Genomic DNA, 17,180 nt, shown 5'->3' with positions numbered 1-17,180 from the left:
ATAAAAAAAGTTTTAATGTACTCTAGAAAGCCTATTTTATAGCATTTGTTAGCGAATAACAAAAAAGAAAAATCAGATATTTCTATCCGATTTTTCAAATTCTTCACTATTTTTAAGCAAAGCTTTGCTCTTTTATTTGGATGCTTCCATCAACCACATCCGCTTCCAGATATTTGACATCAACATGATCCAAATAGTAATCTGTTACCTTGTCTCGAATCTGATTTTCAATCACACGGCGCAGAGGACGAGCTCCCATGGCCTTGTCATAGCCTTCTTCCATCAAGAATTCTTTGGCAGCTTCCGTTACCGTTAATTGGATGCCTTTCTTCGCCAGGGTATTATTGACCTGGGCCAAGAGTAATTCTACAATGGCTTTGAGATCATCTTTATCCAAGTGCTTGAATTCGATAACTGCGTTAAAACGATTAAGGAACTCCGGACGGAAGAATGGTGCGATGCGGTCCATGATGTCTTGATTTTCTTCACCTTCTGCCATTCCATAACCAAAACCTGCATTAGAAGTCGCGATAATAATGGTATTTTTAAAGTTAACTTGGTTGCCCTGTCCATCAGTCAAATGCCCATCATCTAGCACTTGCAAGAGAAGGGTAATCACTTGTGGGTCTGCCTTTTCAATCTCATCCAAGAGGACAATGGAGTAAGGATTGCGGCGGACACGTTCGGTAAGAGTATGGGAATTGTCATCATAACCAACATAACCAGCTGTGGTACCGATTAATTTGGAAACGGCTGTCCGATCGCTGTATTCAGACATATCCAAACGAATAATGGCATCCTTGTTACCAAACAAGTCAAGCGCTAACTGTTTTGCCAACTCTGTCTTACCCACACCTGTCGGACCGACAAAGAGGAAGGAACCAATCGGACGGTTGCCGTCATCAAAACCTGCACGATTTCGACGAATGGCACGAGATACAGCTTCCACCGCATCGTCTTGACCGATAACGTTAGCTGCCAGACGATTTTTCAATTCCTTGAGTCGTTCAATGTCAGAAGCTCCCATTTGAGAAACTGGAATTCCTGTCATTCGCTCAACCGCCTGAGCCACATCATTGACGGTCGCTACCACTTTCTGTTGCTCCGTGTGGTTGTCAATCTGTTTTTGTAGCTTATCAATACGGACTTTTTCATTCAAGGCTTTTTCATAATCCTCTTTCTCAGCCGCTTCCAACTGCAACTGTTTTGCCTCAGCCATTTCTGCTTCTAAGGTCTGAATATCTGTCACAGGATGTTGTGCAGCTAAGTGAGCAGCGGTCACATCGACCAGGTCAATAGCCTTATCAGGCAAGCTACGTTGTGGAATATACTGGACGGAATAATCAACCGCAGCTCTCAAAACCTCATCTGGCAATTCAATATTGTGGTGGGCTTCATAAAGCGGCTTGATACCTTTCAAAATCTGGTAAGTATCTTCTGCGGATGGAGCATTGACCTTGACTTCATTGAAACGACGAGCCAGAGCGGCGTTCTTGTGAATGGTATTGCGGTATTCATCTTGGGTAGTAGCACCGATAACAGTTAACTCTCCACGGGAAAGAGCTGGTTTGAGAATATCTGCTAAGCCCTTGGAACCTGAGTCTCCACCAGTGCTGCCAGCTCCCAAAATCTGATGAATTTCATCAAAGAAGAGAATGATATTTCCAGCTTTTTTGACTTCATCCACAAGATTCTGCACATTTTCCTCAAATGCTCCACGATACTGAGTCCCAGCTTCCAAGCCTGAAATGTCGATGGAGATAATTTCCTTATTCTTAATGGCTGCTGGCACATCACCATTGACAATGGCTTGAGCCAAACCTTCTACTACCGCAGTTTTACCGACACCCGCATCACCGACCAGAACAGGATTATTCTTAGTCCGACGTGCCAAAATTTCAGAGGTTTCTTGGATTTCCTTATTTCGTCCAATGACTGGATCCAACTTACCATCACGCGCATCTTGTGTCAAATTGCGACCAAGTTTTGCAAGAATCCCATCTGACTTTATCTGACCTTTAGCCTGTGTTTGAGCCACTTCTTCTGTCTGTGGCAGGCGACCAGTCTGACGGTAAATGGCAAATTCCTCCGGTGTCACTTCACGCCCATTGATAGAATAGCGACGTCGTTCTGTACTGTATCCACCCATGTTGCCCATGAGTTGATTGAAAATATCGTCCATATTGTTAAAATTATTGAAATTGTTGTTCATAGTTTTTACCTCGTTTAAGTTTTATTTGTTTTTGACGTTTACTGACCTTTGTTTTAAAAAAATTGCTAGTAGGGTATAATCCTATCTTTCATATTAACCTCCTCAGAAGTTTGTCTTTTACTGATCATTTAGTCAATTAGTCAGTCAAACTTTTTAGTTTGACCTAAACTGACCTTTTGTTCAAAGAATTCGTAAGGTCCTTTACCTTACGAATCTTATTTTACATCATTGGTCAGCAAAAGTCAATAGCTTTGTTTGACCTTTTTTGACTTTTTATAGTCGAATGAATTAGCTTTCAGACAAGGAAATGAGGCGCAGGCTATACTAAAGTATGGCAAGGTGAAAGTGACGATGTATCAAAGTTAATTCAAATGACTAAAAAAATCTACCTGACGGTAGATTTGGTAGCTACTAGATGATAATCCCTTCCAAATGATCCAGTTCATGCTGGACAATCTGGGCTTGGAAATCTGTCAGCTTTAGGCTCTGCTTTTTCCATGAAGCATCAAAAAACTCCACTTCAATCTCCTGATAGCGTGTCGTCGGGCGGGTACCTTCCAGCGACAGACAGCCTTCCTCTGTCTGATAGGGCTTGGCCTTGCTGATGAGGACGGGATTATACATGATCAGGTTGGTGAAGCCCATGTTGACGATGATAATCCGCTTTTTGACGCCAATCATGTTGGCCGCCATGCCCACACAAGCGTGAGCATTGGCTGCTAAAGTGTCCTGCAAATCCTGACCGACCTGCACATCTAGCTGAGTCGCAGGCTCAGACTTCTGCTGCAGGAAGAAAATATCTTTCATAATAGGTTGAATCATGGGGTGGCTCCTATCTGATACTGTTTTCCTATCTGATACTGTTTATAGAAAACAAACTCCTTTTCTGTTGAATCAAATCCTAATTTGTAACAGTATTTATCGCTAAAGTTTTTAGCGATAAAATTTTTATCGCAAAAGTTTAAAAAGTCAATCAAATAAAATACCTCGAATGCATTCTTGAAATAATCCTCTGACTCTGTTTGAAAACTATCGTGTAAATCTTCAAGTATAGCTATGACAGTATCCAGCCCCACAATATCTCCTGTGATAAGATAGCAAACACTTTCTAATGCTTTTTGTAAATCCTCCAAACTGTTCAAAATTTCGAGCAATTTCTCCTGCTCTATTTCTATATACTCAAACCATACTATACACTTTATCCCTTCTAATCTTTTAACCAACTGAGGTATTTCTCTTAAATTTATCAGTCCTCTCTTACAACGAAACATGAATAGATGTAAGATAAAATTTTGAATAAACAATTTATCACTATATTTTTTAGATAAGAGCTCAACAATCCTTTCCTGACTCGGAATAGTTGTCACAACCGGCTTAAACTTCCCTTCAATAATCTGTTGATAGGTATTCCCCATATCTTCCTTATTCATCAAGACAAGTATTTTTTGATTACGGTGGTTAGCAAGGTGGTCTATAAAACCAAGAAGATCGTTATAATCCTCAGGACTATCCGTGTATTCTTCCTTGCTATCTCCTTTCTTTTCACTATAAGTAACACGTTCCAAATCATCGAAAATAATAAGAGAATATTTTTTCATCAAGTCTAGACCCAGAATTTTATAAGACCATTTGACTAGACTACTGACAACAGGAATATGGTCTAAACTCCCAAAGGTTGAATGTTGCTCAATCTCATCAATCAGTACCTTCTCCGCCTGTTCCCTGGTCCGAATACCAAAACAGGAGATATAGTAAATTTCACGCGGTTTGTAGAATTGATTTTCAAAGAAGGTACGAATAAAGTGGGTCTTCCCGCTTCCCCACGCACCATTCAGCCAAAAGATATTCCTTCCCCGTTCTTCCTTTCGATCCAAAAAAGAAACCAATTCCCCTTGAAAAGGGAAGTCATATTCAGGATATGCATCTTCATCTAACAAAGAATAGCCGATAAAGTAATACCGTCGCAAAATGGAAAAAATACTCTTCATAAGGAAAAGTAAAAAGGTGAAGACTAATAAAAAAGCCAGTCTATTCGCATAAAACCAGTATATACAGGAAAAATTCATTAAATAGTTACTAACTGGTCTGAGAATTTCCTTCACCAGCTCTTCTCGCAAAAGAAAATAGGCAATCCACCCCAAAGCCAAACCTTGCTTATATCTTCGGACAAACCATCTCTCCCCACTCCAATCCACTCGTCGTACAGACTTTGTGGCGAGTTCTTTTAACTTCTTATATATTTTTTCCTTCATAACTTCCTCCTCAGTTTAGTATACCAAAAAAAGCCTAGTTCTCACTAGACTTCTTTCGTTTATTCTTTGCAATAAATCGCAATAGCTTGACTGACAAAGGCTGCTGTGCCTGGTCCACCTGCTCGGTCAATGTTGGCTGAAAATCGTTCATCTTCAACATACATAAGACCTAGATTTTGTAAGATTTCCTTGGTGCAGGTGTAGAAATTTTCCGTGATATAGGCCTGCAAGTTGGCTACCTGAGCCTGTACATCTGGATGATCGGCTTCCAAGCTCTGCATTTTTCCAAAAACTTCAAAAATAGCCTGCATCTCTCGGGCAAAGACTCTGTCCTTGCTGGCATCGTAGCGTACTTCAAACTCGGCATAGGCTGCGGTCTGTCCCCAGCGTTCCTTTGCCTCCGCCTTGTAGGCGTCTAGTTGACTGCTGTCAAATGCGTGAAAATCCATGACTTCTCCTCCTTTTTCTGTGAGCAATCTGGCGTGATTGATGATGCGGTCCAACCGTTCCCTTTTGAACTCTAAAAGGCTGATATGGTCCCGCAAGACCTGCTGACGATTGACTTCCGTCACATCCAGAAGCTGCTGAATATCTTTGAGAGGAAAATCCAATTCTCGAAATAATAGAATTTCTTGCAGACGAGCCAAATTCTCCTGATTATAGTAGCGATAACCATTTTCAGCCACAAATGCTGGTTTTAGCAAACCAATCTGATCATAGTGGTGCAAGGTCCTCACCGTCAATCCTGTCAACCGACTGACCTGCTTAACTGTCCAATTTTCGTTCATAGAAATCTCCTCTCTATGCCCAGTATAAGGGATAACGTAAGGTGAGAGTCAAGGGAAATACTACATTTTCTTCAACCGATTATCCACAATAGCAATCTTATTTTCCTGGCACCATTCCAGTACAAGTTCTTTGTAACATTGTGTCTCAAAGGCATACCATTCTTCAAAACGGTCACATCTCTCTAACTCATTCTTAAAACGTCTAAAAGCACCGCGCCCTCGAATAGCTCGAGATAGACGGCCAGACAAGTCTCCATCAGTCAAATCAGAAATATAGAGTTCCATAAATGTGTAAGGGTTGAAGTCATAATAAGTCGGTAGACCTACAAATCTTCCAGCTACATCCTCCTCAATCTCCTCTTCTAAACCATCACGGGATTCAATTCTGAACTCCCCAACAGACAGATAGACCAATTCGTCTATGTGACTATCATAATAGTACCTATCACCTTGACTAATCATCTGCAACGAATCAACCACATCTTGAAACGAAACTGCCATATCCTACCACCTCACTGCATCTAATTCCTCTATCATGGCTTTGCGTCGCGGATACTGGACTTTCCACGAGGTGCGAAGACTTGCACTCACCACTTTTCCATCAGGTAAACCTGCAATTTTTACTAAATACCCTGCCAACTGACGATAGCGGCTTCGACTACTAGCCACATCCATCTGCTGACAAAGAGCTTGAGCGTAGGCATCTCGTAATTGCTCGGGTAGTTTCTCTGATAAATAGTCTTCAAATCGATCCAAATTTTCTAAGAACCAGTAACTTGCTGTAATGCGGTCCAATAATTCCTGCGGTCGGTCTGCCAATTGCAACAATTTCAACTGCTGCGACTGGAAACGACCATCCTCCAACAAATCATCTAAGTAGCTCTGCCATTCTTCCCTAGAAACATAGTCCCGTAACTCCTCTATCAACTCCAAATCTGTATCACCAACTGAAAAAATCATCTCCAGTAGTTCTTCTCTGACCTTGTCATCCTGCCCTTGAGAACGATAGATGTCCCGTAGCTGCTGGCTGTAATCCGACACCAGTCCCCTATACTGGGCATCCAATCGCTTACTTTCCTGCAAGAGATGGACTGCCCGATCTAGCTGCTGATTTGCTACAGCCTGGGTAATAGACAATTTACGAAGTTCAGCCACCTCCCAATGATTAGCCTGGAAGGTCAGCAAGTCTGCCTCACTAGAGCCCAACTGAACCAACAACCTGTAACAGAGCAAGGCAAATCGATCGCGACGGAATTTCCATGACCAAGAGGACTTGTCTCCTTCTTCTATCGCCTGCAAGACCGCTTGAAAATAGGTCAATTTCTGCTCAAGGAAGGTTTCTTCTTGAAACTCCATTTCCACAAATTCCATGAGAAGATCCTCTGCAACCTCATAGCCACTTAGCTGTCCTAAGCACCAGTCTAGTAATTCTTGGGCAATCTTATCCGGAGCCACAGTCAATAAATACTGCCAGTAGCCAGCAAGTCTATACAGCAGACTACCAGTCGTTCCATTGGAATCATCCAACTCCTGCTGGCAAATCTGATGATAGAAGGCATCTGATACAGCCAAGAAACTCTCATACTCACACCTATCCAGCAAAGGCTGGAGATACTGATGCATGGCCTTTTCTACGGCCCGCTCGTAATCCCTAGTCTGCCTATACTCGATATAGCCCGTACGCCTGTCCTCAAAAGGAAGCCCCAGGTCTCTGATTTCCTTTTTCACATTTTCCACTTGCTGTGAAGTTAACTGGGCAGAGAAACGCAGCTGAATTCGATTAGCCAGTTCCCTATCTTCTTGAGCTAATTCAAGAACAAAAGCCCGTAGCTGCTCAACTGTCAGCTTATCCAGGAGCTGGACAAGTGACTGTCCCTTCCTCTCAACAACTGGCTGACCCTCCAACTCAGAAATAGCAAACAAGACTGCAGCCATGTGCTTGCAGTGGTTCATCTCCTGAGCATGGGGACACTCACACCACATACCGACCAGCTGACCATGCTCCAAGTCAATATCCACCTGATAGACTTGACTACCAGAGACAAGGGCATAGTACCCCTCACCCACCTCTTGAAGCCCTTGAACAGCATCATCTAAAAACAAACTGTAGCCCCTATCTACAATGTGAGGCTTAAAATAATCCATCCAATTTTCCATGATTTATGTCCTTTGATTTTGCTACTTAAATTATACAAAAAAAAATAGGAACGTTTTCAAGTCACCTACAAAAACTTCCTATTTTCTCTTTCTTCATCTCACTCCACCCTCACCGGCACTCGCCCGTAGGTCTGCTCTGCTATTGCGTCAGCCCCCAACCGATAGACGCTATCCGCCTGCTGGGTCAGGCTGTCCCAGGGCTCTTTGCCGATCCGCGTCACCAGGTCCACCTGCTCCTTGACAGTCTTGAGATAGGCCTGGCCCCGAGCTGTGAAGCCCAGCACATGAACCGCCTCTGGCAAGGGAGCCTCCACCGCGTTGACCAGGATGTAGGTCAGCACCCGTCGCACCCGCGCCTTGGTGTAGCGCTTGGTCGCAACAGCATCCACTAACTCCTCCACGGTCGCTGCGCTCCCAATGGCAGAGCGGATACGACTGGCTAGTTCTTCGTTCACCTGAAAGATCTGACTGAGATCTCGGTGGGTCGCAATCTGGTAGCGGAGCAGGGGAAAATAATTTCTCCAGCTTACCTTGGTCGCCTCTTCAAAGAGACTGGCAGACGGTAAAAAGTCACGCACCAAGTCCAACTGGTCAGCACCCTTTCGGATAGCTGTCGCCGAGGCGTAGGACGTTTCCACCTCTTCCGAATGAAAACCAGCTCCCTGCCGTTGAACAGGGCTGAGCTGAATGCCTGTTCCAGCCACCGCCTTAGCATAAGCCAAGCCCAGAATATGGTTGGGCGTATCACCTGTGAAAGTCAGCCCAGCAAATTCCTGCCACATAGCCTGGGTTTTCTGTGGATAAGAGAGATGGTCAGGCAAGTTTTTCACAAAATTTTCCATCTCTTCCGACTTATCCACATAGATATCCGCAATTTTCTGATAATCCAGCATTTCTTCCGTACCGAAAACCAGTTTTTCCACACCTAGCCTGTGTAAAATGCTGATTGCTCCCTTGGCGAAATGGTCAGCCGACTGGACCGACACCAAAAAGGGCATCTCGACAACAAGATCTGCCCCGTGTTCCAAAGCCATCTGAGCCCGTGTCCACTTATCCACAATGGCTGGCTCACCCCGTTGCATAAAATTGCCAGACATAACCACAATTTTCAAGCCTTCCGCCTGTTCCAGCAGGTACTTATGCCCCGTGTGAAAAGGATTGTATTCCGCTATTATCCCCGAAATCATGCCTTGACCGCCTTGAAAAACCACCGCTGGCTTGTTTCTGTCGGAACTTGATCTTCAAAATCCGCAAAGACTTCCACAGAAGCAAAACCAGCCTGTTTCAATAATTCCACATAGGTTTCAATCGGATAGGTCCGCTCTTCATGCACTTCATCCCGACGGATAAACCGCTCCTCTTGACTGTCCTCATCTTTGACAAAGAAGGTCAATTCATGCACAATGGAATGCTCATGCTCACCTTCGTAGGTGTCCCAAACAAAGGCAAAATCCTCGTAATTTTCATGGTAGCTATAGCCTGCAAATACTTCTTCCATTTGATAGATGGAGTGAACGTCAAAAAGGAAAGTGCCACCTTGATTGAGAACCGAGTGAACGCCTTCAAAGACCCGCAAAACGGCTTCTCGGTCCGACATATAGCACAGACTGTCCGAATAACAGGTCACCGCATCGAAATCTCCCACACCTTCCAGAGCCATCATATCTGCTTGGGCCAATTCCATCATGACACCAGCAGCTTCTGCTTTTTTCTGGGCCAATTCCAACATTTCATAGGACAGGTCAAGCCCTGTCACCTCATAGCCCTTTTGAGCAAAACGTACAGCCTGAATCCCTGTCCCACAGGCCAATTCTAAAATTGTCTTGGTGTCTTGTGGCAAGTTCCGCAAGCTAAAATCTGTCCATTTATCATACAAGCTGTCATCCATGATTTCATCATAGACCGCCGCAAAGGTTTCATAAGTTGCCATATTTTTCTCCATTATCCGAAATGTTCTTCTAACATTTCTTCATTATATTTCAAGATGATGTCCTTATTTTTTAAATCAAAAAAGATATCTTTTCCATATTTTAACTCTATAAAATCTTTAAAGTCCATAATATTTATTAATTTCACTAATATTTCCTCAATATCATCATAAATTTCAACTTTATAGAATTTTCTAGGTGTTACTCCATATTGTCCTCTATTCGACGCACGAGAGGAATTTGTTTTTCTTGTAATTTCTTTATGTACTTCTTTACTCAGAAGAAACATATTTTTATAAGTGTCGATTTTCTGTCTCGATAAGTGATTTTCCTCATCAATCTCAGCCCACTCTATAACGTGATGCACCTCAAATTCATCAGAAGGAAAATCCTTCTCATTTACTGCGATATTATTTTTGAAAAATTCTCTTCGTGACCGCTTACTTTTAGATGCTGCCATATTTTCCTTTCATAAAAAGCTGCCAATCGACTGCTTCATTAACTCACACTGTGTTCAAAAAGTCAGAGTTTTGAGTTGTTGACGAACCCTTTTTGTCAGTCGAGTTCTCTCCGCTCTCACTACTCCTCTTCTAAAAGTTCTGCGACTTCCAAGAAGCTGCCTTCGTGCCATAATTTTTCAAGGTTGTAGAGGTCACGCATTTCTTCTGAGAAGATATGAACGACTACGCCTCCAAGGTCCAAAAGGACCCAGCCACCGTTACTATCGCCTTCTACACGGCTCCCCTTGATCCCAACTTCCGCTACCTTTTCACGGATGTTTTCCGCAATAGCCTCCAACTGGCGACTGTTCATAGAACTGGCAATCACAAAGTAGTCTGTCAGACTAGTCACGCCTTGAACATCAATTACAACAAGGTCCTCAGCTCGCTTGTCATCAGCAGCCTGGACCACAACTTTTACTAAATCTAGTTCTTTCATCTTATCCTCTAATTATATTTTCTAATGTATCCACCTGGGCAAAATTCCATGACCAGATGTTTTGGTAGTGGTCAATCACGTCTTTGGCGTCCAATTTGCCTGAATAACCTGTCGTCGTTCCGTCCTGAATCACAGCTACCTTGTAGCCTAGTTCAAAGGCTACTTTAATCGTCGTATCAATGCAAAAATTGGTCGCCATGCCCATGATAATGAGCTGCTCAATTCCCTTTTCCTGCAAATAAGTATGAAGCCCTGTTTCCTTGAAGGCACTATTAAAGGTCTTATCGAAAATCTTCTCACTAGCTAAGGGTGCAACAGTTGAGTGAATCTCCCAGTCAGCAGTCCCCTTGACCAATTCCTGGTCATGATGGCGGACATGGATGACCTCTAGCCCCGCTTGACGGGCTTGAGCAAGGCTCTCATGCCAGAGCCGAAGCCGATTTTCAATCCCATAGGGCTTACCTTCCACAGGCAAATGCTGAATGTCAATGACTAACAATGCAGATTTCAAAACTTGACCCCAGGCGTTTCCAAACGGAACACCAATTCCCTTTCTTCTTCAAAATCTAAGACAAAACCATTTTTCTCCAATAGTCTTGCCATCTTTTGGTTGCCCTTGACATAAGAGACAATCAAATGATTGCAGACAGGGTGCTTCTGAGCCAGTTGAATAACAGCTTCCAAAGCTGCCTGACCATAGCCTTTCCCCTGAAATTCTTGACCAATCATAAACCGCCAGAGCATATACTGCTGGATGTCCTCATCAATGTCAATCAAGGCAAAGCCAACAACCTGCTCATCTGCCCAGATGGCATAGGGGAAGACATCACCATTCATTCTGTATAACCAGGCATCCGCCAAGGAACGCACGTTGGGAGCCACGAAGCCCTTATCTGCCTCGGCTACTGTCAAGTCTAAGACAGCTTGATAAGAACTTTCATCCACAGGTTTTAATGCAATCATCTCTACTCCTTCAAATATGTGACATATCCATTATAAGTTTCCAAGGTTTGTGGATAAATGGGAATCCCCTTCTTGGCTAAGTAAGAAATGGTTTGGGCAGTTTCATAGGCTACCGCCTTGTCCAAGGACTCTTTTGCAATTCGTCGCGCCTCGTCCACCCCAGGAAAATCCCGATTGGGTTCGATGTAGTCCGCCACATAGAGCACCTTGTCCAGTAAGGTCATCTGCCCAGCACCAATAGTATGTCGTTGAATGGCTTGGAAAATTTCCTCATCTTTCAAGCCAAAATCTTCTGCGATTTTATAGGCCCCAACCACACCGTGCCAGATGTTATTATCCCAGTTAAGCAGGTCCTTGTCCAAATCATACTTGGCAATCAAATCCAGAAAGATTTGGTCTTCCACTTCCTTGGCATAATCATGCAAAAGCGCTGCCAGACTGGCTTTTTTCGGATCACAGCCGTATTGGTCTGCCAAGGCAAGCGCCGCCTCTTCCACACCCAAGACATGTTGGAAGCGCGCTGGCTTCATGGCTACACGGATTTTTTCCAAAAGAGCCTGACGGTCAAATGTCAAATCTGCTGCAATCATTGGTAAAGTCCCTTTTCTTCGATATAGTCCAGAACTTCATGAGGCACCATAAAATTCGGCACCCGTCCTTGCTTGATAAAGCTCCGCACCATGCTGGAGGAAATGTCCATCAAGGGCACATCTACCCAGATAACAGGATAGGAAGTCCCTGCCTTGTAACGAGGACGCTGGACACCAACAAACTGCACCAACTGGACCAATTCATCAATCCTGTGCCATTTTGGGAGGTAGTCTACCATATCTGCACCGATGATAAAATAATAATCCGTATCAGGATTTTTTTCCTTCAGCAATTTCATGGTGTCATAGGTATAGCTGACACCACGGCGTTCCAGTTCAATGGTTTCAATCCCCAAACCCTCAATACCTGCAATAGCCATCTTGAGCATGGAATAGCGATGGTATTCGTCAATGGTTTCTTTCATGTCCACATGGGGCGGAAGGAATTCTGGCATGAGCAAGACCTCATCTAGCTTCAACTGTTGACGGACCTGGTCTGCCACAATCAAATGAGCATTGTGGACAGGATTGAAGTTTCCTCCCAGAATCCCCACTTGTTTGCGATTGGTTTCTTTCTTTTCAACCTCTAATTCAACCTTGGTAAAGGGTGTTAAGAGTTCAATAGCCATAGGCTCTCCTTCTTAGATTTCTTTGACCTGTTTGGAAATTTTACGGTTCTCTTTCTTGCTAGATTGTTTGAATAAAATCAAGATGCGACCGATTTTTTGGACCGTATCCACACCGATTTCTTCTTCCAAGATTTCAGCTACTTCGTGAATGTTTTCATCCGTATTTTGTAGCAAGGTCACCTTGATCAATTCACGCGCGTCCAACGCCTGACGAACACTGGTTTTAATCTGGTCATTGAGACCATTTTTCCCAATCTGAATGATGGGTTTGAGACTGTGTGCCTGACTGTTCAAAAAGGCACGTTGTTTTGAAGTTAATGACATCTATTTTTCCTATGTTTCTATAATTTATTGGCTAACAAATGTAACCAGTACTCACATCTAAATAATGGCCTTGCGGATCACCACATCCACACCCTTAGGAGCCCAGGCAGCAATCTTGGCTTTTTCATTGACACGAATCCAACCAAGTCCTGAGAAGACTACATCCGTCTTCTCGTTGATGGTAAATTCATGGCGGACCAATTCAGGAAATTCTTTCAATTCCTTGCTGGTTGGCGGCACTAAAAGTGAGCCCGCATGTTTCTGGTAAAATTCACTAGCTCCCTGCAGTTTGGTACGGTGGAGCTGCAATTCATTGTCAAAGAAGGCCGTAAAGCCTTGGCGTTCACCAGCCACAAAGTCAAATCGTCCCAGACCAGCCAAGAACAAGGTTTGTTCTGGATTGAGCTGGTAGGTCTTTGGCTTGATTTCCTTGCGAGGGCTGATGTACTTGAGGTTTTTAGCCGTCAAATAATGGGCCATCTGGTGACGGTGGATAATTCCTGGCGTATCATAGATGTATGAACCATCATCCAGAGGGATTTCAATCTTATCCAGCGTCGTTCCAGGGAAACGTGAAGTCGTAATGACATCCTTATCCCCTGTGATTTCTTGAATAATAGCGTTAATCAAGGTTGACTTGCCGACGTTGGTCACGCCGACCACATAGACATCCCGTCCCTTTCGGTGTTGTTCAATCTTTTCAATCAAGTCCTTGATAGCCTGCTTGTTTTGGGCTGAAGTCAAGACTACATCAACTGGTCGCATGCCGATTTCATGTGCCCGCTCAGTCAACCACTGAGTAACCTTGCCTGTCTTGACAGACTTGGGTAAAATGTCCTGCTTGTTGCCGACCAAAAGCACGTCATTTCCAGAAATAAAGCGAGGTAAACCTGGAATGACCGAACCATTGAAATCAAAAATATCAATGACATTGACCACCAAGGCATCGCTTTCTCCTACGCTATGGAGGAGTTTCAAGAAATCGTCATCCGAGATATTGACATCTGAAATCTCATTATAATGGCGCAAACGGAAACAACGTTGGCAGTAGAGTTGCCCTGTTTCCATGCCTTTTTCTAGGGCTGATTGAGGTGTAAAACCAGCGACAGCCTTGTCTAGCGTCTGAATCTGGGCACCACAGCCGATACAAAATAATTCTTCCACTTACATCTCCCTCTTGTAGTCTATCGCTCCATATTTAGCGATGATTTTTTTCATAGTCCGTCGCTCACGCCAACGGTTAATCTGCGTATTGATAGAGTCCGTCTTTATCAAGGGTTTGACCAAGACAGACTTGAGACCAGCTCGCTTAGCAGCCCGAATATCCGTCATCAGCTGATCGCCAATCATAATTACCTCATACGGCTGGACATCAAAGCGTTTCAAAGCACGGTTAATCCCAAAGGTGAAAGGCTTGAGAGCGAAGGCTTCAAATTCAATCCCAAATTTTTCAACCGCCCGTTTGACACGTTCGTATTTATTGTTAGACACCACCACAACAGGAATACCTGCGTCCTGCAAATCATGTAACCACTGGCGCATCTCTGGCGTACCATCAGGATTGTTCCAAGCAATCAAGGTATTATCCAAGTCAACAAACACTACTTTTATGCCATGTTTTTTCAAGCTTTCGACGGTCACGTCATAAGCCTTTTCCAAGGCAAAATCCGGCATGTAATTTTCTAAACTCACTGTCGTCTCCAAAGTTTTTTATCAGATAATTATACCATTTTTCTAAGAAAAATGCGAATCGATAGCAGAAAACACTCGGATTAACCGAGTGCCTTCTGGAGGTAATGTAATGGTAGTTGTGAATTAAATCTGACCTTCTTCCAAAATCCAATCTTTCGGAATGAAAATCATATGGGTTAGCAACCAATCAATATCAAGAGTAAATTTTGAAAAAGCAAAACCGATTTGCTCCACTCCTGACTCATCCTCATCCAACCCCAAAATGGTAAGAGCATGTCCATAATCTGCATGACTATCATCGAATAGACGCCACGCGAGAGCGCGATAAATTAACTTCTTAGCATCATAGAGACTGTAACGCTGTCTGTACTCTGAAAATGATTGACAATCCTTACCTTTCGGTTCAACTCCTTTGGTTTTAGCAATGGCAATCAAGCTATCATAATTATGATAACGCAAAGTACTATTCAAGGATTGGGCTAAACGAACAGCATAGTCCAAAGCAAAATCACTCATCTCCACTGCTACAGTCCCCAACTGTTTACGCAATGGATTCAGAAGTGTTACGGCATATTGAGCCAACTCTTCTCTAATTTCTTTGTCTAAATTCTCAATATCAGACAGGATAATCTCCCTATCTGCTTCCTGACCCTTGTAGATATTAAGCAACAGCCCCTGCTCGCCAAGTCTTTCCAATTCCGCATCGAAACCAGTTTTCTCAGCTTGTGCATACTCTAAAAGCTTTTCATAATACCCATCTGGCAATAGAATCTTATCTGAAATTTCGTGATTTCCAACCATCCCCATGGCATCCTCCCCCACTTGTTTATTTATACCATTATTGTAACAAGTTTATACATTTTTGTAAATATTTTCATATCACAAACTCTTTGTGCAATATGAACAAAAAGCACCCACTTAGGTGCTTTCTAGGAGGGGTATGAAAAAGAATAAACAGAGTATACTCCATATTTCTTAAATATAGCTAATATAAACCCAGAAAAGTAAATAGTCTGCTGAGCCGTTTAGAGGCAGACCTGTCCTACCAAAACAATCTTGTCCCATGAACTTGGTCAATAGCTAGTTTTTCTAGTAAAACTGGCACATTTTCCACAGTCAATCCACCACCAATCAAGATTTCAATTTTACCTTGTGCATAGGCGACAATCTCCTGTAACCATTCCACCTTGTTCAAGGCAGACCCTGTCAGACTTCCACGCGTCAAAATCCGTGTCACTCCATGTTCTGCCAGCCAATCAAGAGCCTCAAATTGGCGTTCGCGAGGAATTTGGTCAAAAGCCATGTGAAAGACAATCTGACAGTCCTGCGAAACAGCAAACAGTCTTTCCAAGGCCGCTTCGTCCAACCAATTTTCCTCGGTTAACAAACCATAAACCAGACCATCTGAACCTAGTTCAATCGCTACTTTACAATCTTCAACCATCATTTCCACCTCAGCTTCATCGTAGCAAAAATCTCCACCTCGAGGGCGAATCATGGTCATGACTGTGGCTTCGTTCTCATGAGCCAGTTGACAAACATGTTTGATCACTCCATAACTCGGCGTCGTCCCTCCGACTGCCAAATTATCACAGAGTTCAATCCGTTTAGCTCCTAGGGATAGGGCCTTCATCACACCTACATGATTTTCGGAACAAAATTCTTTAATCATCTTTATTCCTTTCAAGTTTTTTCTTTAGTATAACAAAAAAGAGTATATTAACCAATACTCTTTTGGGCAACCAATATATCTTTTAAAGAAATAAGTAAAACAGCAAGTAAAATCAACAACATTCCAACAAAATCAATTGCATAAAATTGCTCATTGACCAACCATACTGCAAAAAAGACAGATGCAATCGGCTCAATCGAGGCCAAAAGACTACCATTGACAGGACCAACCATACTGACGCCTTTAAGAAAGGCAGTATAGGCAAAAATCGTCCCGACTCCGACAATACCTAACAGCCCCAGGAAAATTCCACCATCAATAGGAAGATGATGCTGCCAAGTTTGCAAACCAAGCGTGACTACAAAACCACCCATTAACATCCCTAAACCAATCACCGTTATACTGCCGTATCGACGGATCAATTTACCTGGCAAAATAATATATAGCGCATAAGTAAAGGCTGAGAAGATTCCCCAGAACAAACCGATTGGAGTCACTGCCAATTCATCTAATTTGCCATGAGTCGCAATCAAAAAAGTTCCTGCTACGGCTAAGATAATTGAAATCAACTCAATCCCTGATGGCTTTTCCTTATTTTTCAAACAGGTATAAGCCAAGACTAAGATAGGGCAAAGGTATTGTAAAACCGTAGCCGTTCCCACATTGGTATGATAGATGGCTTGTAAATAAGCCATCTGGTTAAGAACCAGACCCAACATCGCAAAAACAAAAATTCCCAACAAGGCTTTTCTATTTTTCAATACTATCAACAGCTGTTCTTTCGCTGTAGCATAAGCCAGGCCAACGAGAAAGAATCCCGATACCAACAAACGCAGGGAGGTAATCATATCTACTGAAACACCACGTGACATCAAGTACTGCCCACTCACTCCAGACAAGCCCCAGGCTATACCTGCTATTAATGTAATCAGTGTCCCCAATCTCTTTTCCGCCATCATATCTCCTTCTCACACTGTGAATACTTCCATTATACCAAAAGAGCAGGAAGGGAGGCAAAAAGACAGGTCCAACCT

At 43.1% G+C, this 17,180-nt stretch carries 20 protein-coding genes; all 20 read right to left on the bottom strand.

What is annotated here, in order from left to right; genetic code table 11:
- Window positions 1-112: 112 nt before the first annotated feature.
- Window positions 113-2,212 (bottom strand): ATP-dependent Clp protease ATP-binding subunit, encoded by a 2,100-nt coding sequence (locus ODU41_RS09320; protein ID WP_398578948.1) that lies wholly within the window; start codon window positions 2,210-2,212, stop codon window positions 113-115.
- A 411-nt stretch (window positions 2,213-2,623) separates the two neighbouring features.
- Window positions 2,624-3,034 carry a peptide deformylase gene (locus ODU41_RS09315; protein WP_004195260.1) on the bottom strand — a complete coding sequence of 137 codons (411 nt, stop codon included), beginning with the start codon at window positions 3,032-3,034 and terminating at the stop codon, window positions 2,624-2,626.
- Window positions 3,031-3,810 (bottom strand): hypothetical protein, encoded by a 780-nt coding sequence (locus tag ODU41_RS09310; RefSeq protein ID WP_398578947.1) that lies wholly within the window; start codon window positions 3,808-3,810, stop codon window positions 3,031-3,033. The genes ODU41_RS09315 and ODU41_RS09310 overlap by 4 nt, the downstream gene beginning before the upstream one ends.
- Window positions 3,811-4,523: 713 nt before the next feature.
- Window positions 4,524-5,252 carry a MerR family transcriptional regulator gene (locus tag ODU41_RS09305; protein WP_074390991.1) on the bottom strand — a complete coding sequence of 243 codons (729 nt, stop codon included), beginning with the start codon at window positions 5,250-5,252 and terminating at the stop codon, window positions 4,524-4,526.
- Window positions 5,253-5,312: 60 nt separating this feature from the next.
- The gene (locus ODU41_RS09300) at window positions 5,313-5,753 is read right to left on the bottom strand and encodes a UPF0158 family protein (protein ID WP_074390990.1); all 441 of its coding nucleotides are present in this window, start codon (window positions 5,751-5,753) and stop codon (window positions 5,313-5,315) included.
- A gap of 3 nt (window positions 5,754-5,756) precedes the next feature.
- On the bottom strand, window positions 5,757-7,409 hold the full coding sequence (locus ODU41_RS09295; protein WP_074390989.1) for an SWIM zinc finger domain-containing protein: 1,653 nt from the start codon (window positions 7,407-7,409) through the stop codon (window positions 5,757-5,759).
- Between the two features lie 98 nt (window positions 7,410-7,507).
- The gene (locus ODU41_RS09290) at window positions 7,508-8,596 is read right to left on the bottom strand and encodes a nucleotidyltransferase (RefSeq protein ID WP_398578956.1); all 1,089 of its coding nucleotides are present in this window, start codon (window positions 8,594-8,596) and stop codon (window positions 7,508-7,510) included.
- A complete protein-coding gene (locus ODU41_RS09285) occupies window positions 8,593-9,339 on the bottom strand; it encodes a class I SAM-dependent methyltransferase (RefSeq protein ID WP_257384573.1) in 747 nt (248 codons plus the stop codon). Before ODU41_RS09285 ends, ODU41_RS09290 begins: the two co-directional genes overlap by 4 nt.
- Window positions 9,340-9,350: 11 nt before the next feature.
- Window positions 9,351-9,797 (bottom strand): HNH endonuclease, encoded by a 447-nt coding sequence (locus ODU41_RS09280; RefSeq protein WP_029172911.1) that lies wholly within the window; start codon window positions 9,795-9,797, stop codon window positions 9,351-9,353.
- Between the two features lie 119 nt (window positions 9,798-9,916).
- On the bottom strand, window positions 9,917-10,276 hold the full coding sequence (gene rsfS, locus ODU41_RS09275) for a ribosome silencing factor (RefSeq protein WP_024407250.1): 360 nt from the start codon (window positions 10,274-10,276) through the stop codon (window positions 9,917-9,919).
- Window position 10,277: 1 nt separating this feature from the next.
- Window positions 10,278-10,787, bottom strand: a complete 510-nt coding sequence (locus tag ODU41_RS09270; protein ID WP_141599646.1) for a cysteine hydrolase family protein — start codon at window positions 10,785-10,787, stop codon at window positions 10,278-10,280.
- Window positions 10,784-11,239: a GNAT family N-acetyltransferase gene (locus ODU41_RS09265; protein WP_141599648.1), complete on the bottom strand. Its 456-nt coding sequence runs from the start codon at window positions 11,237-11,239 to the stop codon at window positions 10,784-10,786. The genes ODU41_RS09270 and ODU41_RS09265 overlap by 4 nt, the downstream gene beginning before the upstream one ends.
- Before the next feature lie 2 nt (window positions 11,240-11,241).
- Window positions 11,242-11,829 (bottom strand): bis(5'-nucleosyl)-tetraphosphatase (symmetrical) YqeK, encoded by a 588-nt coding sequence (gene yqeK / locus ODU41_RS09260; RefSeq protein ID WP_141599650.1) that lies wholly within the window; start codon window positions 11,827-11,829, stop codon window positions 11,242-11,244.
- Entirely contained in the window at window positions 11,826-12,458 is a 633-nt protein-coding gene (locus ODU41_RS09255; protein ID WP_141599652.1) for a nicotinate-nucleotide adenylyltransferase, read from the bottom strand. The genes yqeK and ODU41_RS09255 overlap by 4 nt, the downstream gene beginning before the upstream one ends.
- Window positions 12,459-12,470: 12 nt before the next feature.
- Complete coding sequence (yhbY, locus tag ODU41_RS09250) at window positions 12,471-12,782, bottom strand: ribosome assembly RNA-binding protein YhbY (RefSeq protein WP_004195298.1); 312 nt, start codon at window positions 12,780-12,782, stop codon at window positions 12,471-12,473.
- Between the two features lie 57 nt (window positions 12,783-12,839).
- Entirely contained in the window at window positions 12,840-13,946 is a 1,107-nt protein-coding gene (gene yqeH / locus ODU41_RS09245) for a ribosome biogenesis GTPase YqeH (RefSeq protein WP_024410637.1), read from the bottom strand.
- Window positions 13,947-14,474 (bottom strand): YqeG family HAD IIIA-type phosphatase, encoded by a 528-nt coding sequence (locus tag ODU41_RS09240; protein WP_002935150.1) that lies wholly within the window; start codon window positions 14,472-14,474, stop codon window positions 13,947-13,949. It lies immediately after the preceding gene.
- A 123-nt stretch (window positions 14,475-14,597) separates the two neighbouring features.
- Window positions 14,598-15,281 carry an SEC10/PgrA surface exclusion domain-containing protein gene (locus ODU41_RS09235; RefSeq protein ID WP_228381187.1) on the bottom strand — a complete coding sequence of 228 codons (684 nt, stop codon included), beginning with the start codon at window positions 15,279-15,281 and terminating at the stop codon, window positions 14,598-14,600.
- Window positions 15,282-15,516: 235 nt separating this feature from the next.
- Window positions 15,517-16,146, bottom strand: coding sequence for a copper homeostasis protein CutC (locus ODU41_RS09230; RefSeq protein ID WP_024407245.1), 630 nt, complete (start codon window positions 16,144-16,146; stop codon window positions 15,517-15,519).
- Between the two features lie 47 nt (window positions 16,147-16,193).
- Window positions 16,194-17,102: a DMT family transporter gene (locus ODU41_RS09225; RefSeq protein WP_398578946.1), complete on the bottom strand. Its 909-nt coding sequence runs from the start codon at window positions 17,100-17,102 to the stop codon at window positions 16,194-16,196.
- Window positions 17,103-17,180: the final 78 nt, after the last annotated feature.

The sequence above is a fragment of the Streptococcus sp. 2022WUSS083 genome (assembly GCF_044427155.1).
Taxonomy (GTDB): Bacteria; Bacillota; Bacilli; order Lactobacillales; family Streptococcaceae; genus Streptococcus; species Streptococcus hashimotonensis.
This window is presented reverse-complemented; position numbering and strand designations above follow the sequence as displayed.

Excerpts from the sequence above, each read along its gene's own strand:
- ODU41_RS09320 (WP_398578948.1), bottom strand. The coding sequence starts at position 2,212 with ATGAACAACAATTTCAATAATTTTAACAATATGGACGATATTTTCAAT.
- ODU41_RS09315 (WP_004195260.1), bottom strand. The coding sequence starts at position 3,034 with ATGATTCAACCTATTATGAAAGATATTTTCTTCCTGCAGCAGAAGTCT.
- ODU41_RS09310 (WP_398578947.1), bottom strand. The coding sequence starts at position 3,810 with ATGAAAAAATATTCTCTTATTATTTTCGATGATTTGGAACGTGTTACT.
- ODU41_RS09305 (WP_074390991.1), bottom strand. The coding sequence starts at position 5,252 with ATGAACGAAAATTGGACAGTTAAGCAGGTCAGTCGGTTGACAGGATTG.
- ODU41_RS09300 (WP_074390990.1), bottom strand. The coding sequence starts at position 5,753 with ATGGCAGTTTCGTTTCAAGATGTGGTTGATTCGTTGCAGATGATTAGT.
- ODU41_RS09295 (WP_074390989.1), bottom strand. The coding sequence starts at position 7,409 with ATGGAAAATTGGATGGATTATTTTAAGCCTCACATTGTAGATAGGGGC.
- ODU41_RS09290 (WP_398578956.1), bottom strand. The coding sequence starts at position 8,596 with ATGATTTCGGGGATAATAGCGGAATACAATCCTTTTCACACGGGGCAT.
- ODU41_RS09285 (WP_257384573.1), bottom strand. The coding sequence starts at position 9,339 with ATGGCAACTTATGAAACCTTTGCGGCGGTCTATGATGAAATCATGGAT.
- ODU41_RS09280 (WP_029172911.1), bottom strand. The coding sequence starts at position 9,797 with ATGGCAGCATCTAAAAGTAAGCGGTCACGAAGAGAATTTTTCAAAAAT.
- rsfS (WP_024407250.1), bottom strand. The coding sequence starts at position 10,276 with ATGAAAGAACTAGATTTAGTAAAAGTTGTGGTCCAGGCTGCTGATGAC.
- ODU41_RS09265 (WP_141599648.1), bottom strand. The coding sequence starts at position 11,239 with ATGATTGCATTAAAACCTGTGGATGAAAGTTCTTATCAAGCTGTCTTA.
- yqeK (WP_141599650.1), bottom strand. The coding sequence starts at position 11,829 with ATGATTGCAGCAGATTTGACATTTGACCGTCAGGCTCTTTTGGAAAAA.
- ODU41_RS09255 (WP_141599652.1), bottom strand. The coding sequence starts at position 12,458 with ATGGCTATTGAACTCTTAACACCCTTTACCAAGGTTGAATTAGAGGTT.
- yhbY (WP_004195298.1), bottom strand. The coding sequence starts at position 12,782 with ATGTCATTAACTTCAAAACAACGTGCCTTTTTGAACAGTCAGGCACAC.
- ODU41_RS09235 (WP_228381187.1), bottom strand. The coding sequence starts at position 15,281 with ATGGGGATGGTTGGAAATCACGAAATTTCAGATAAGATTCTATTGCCA.
- ODU41_RS09230 (WP_024407245.1), bottom strand. The coding sequence starts at position 16,146 with ATGATTAAAGAATTTTGTTCCGAAAATCATGTAGGTGTGATGAAGGCC.
- ODU41_RS09225 (WP_398578946.1), bottom strand. The coding sequence starts at position 17,102 with ATGGCGGAAAAGAGATTGGGGACACTGATTACATTAATAGCAGGTATA.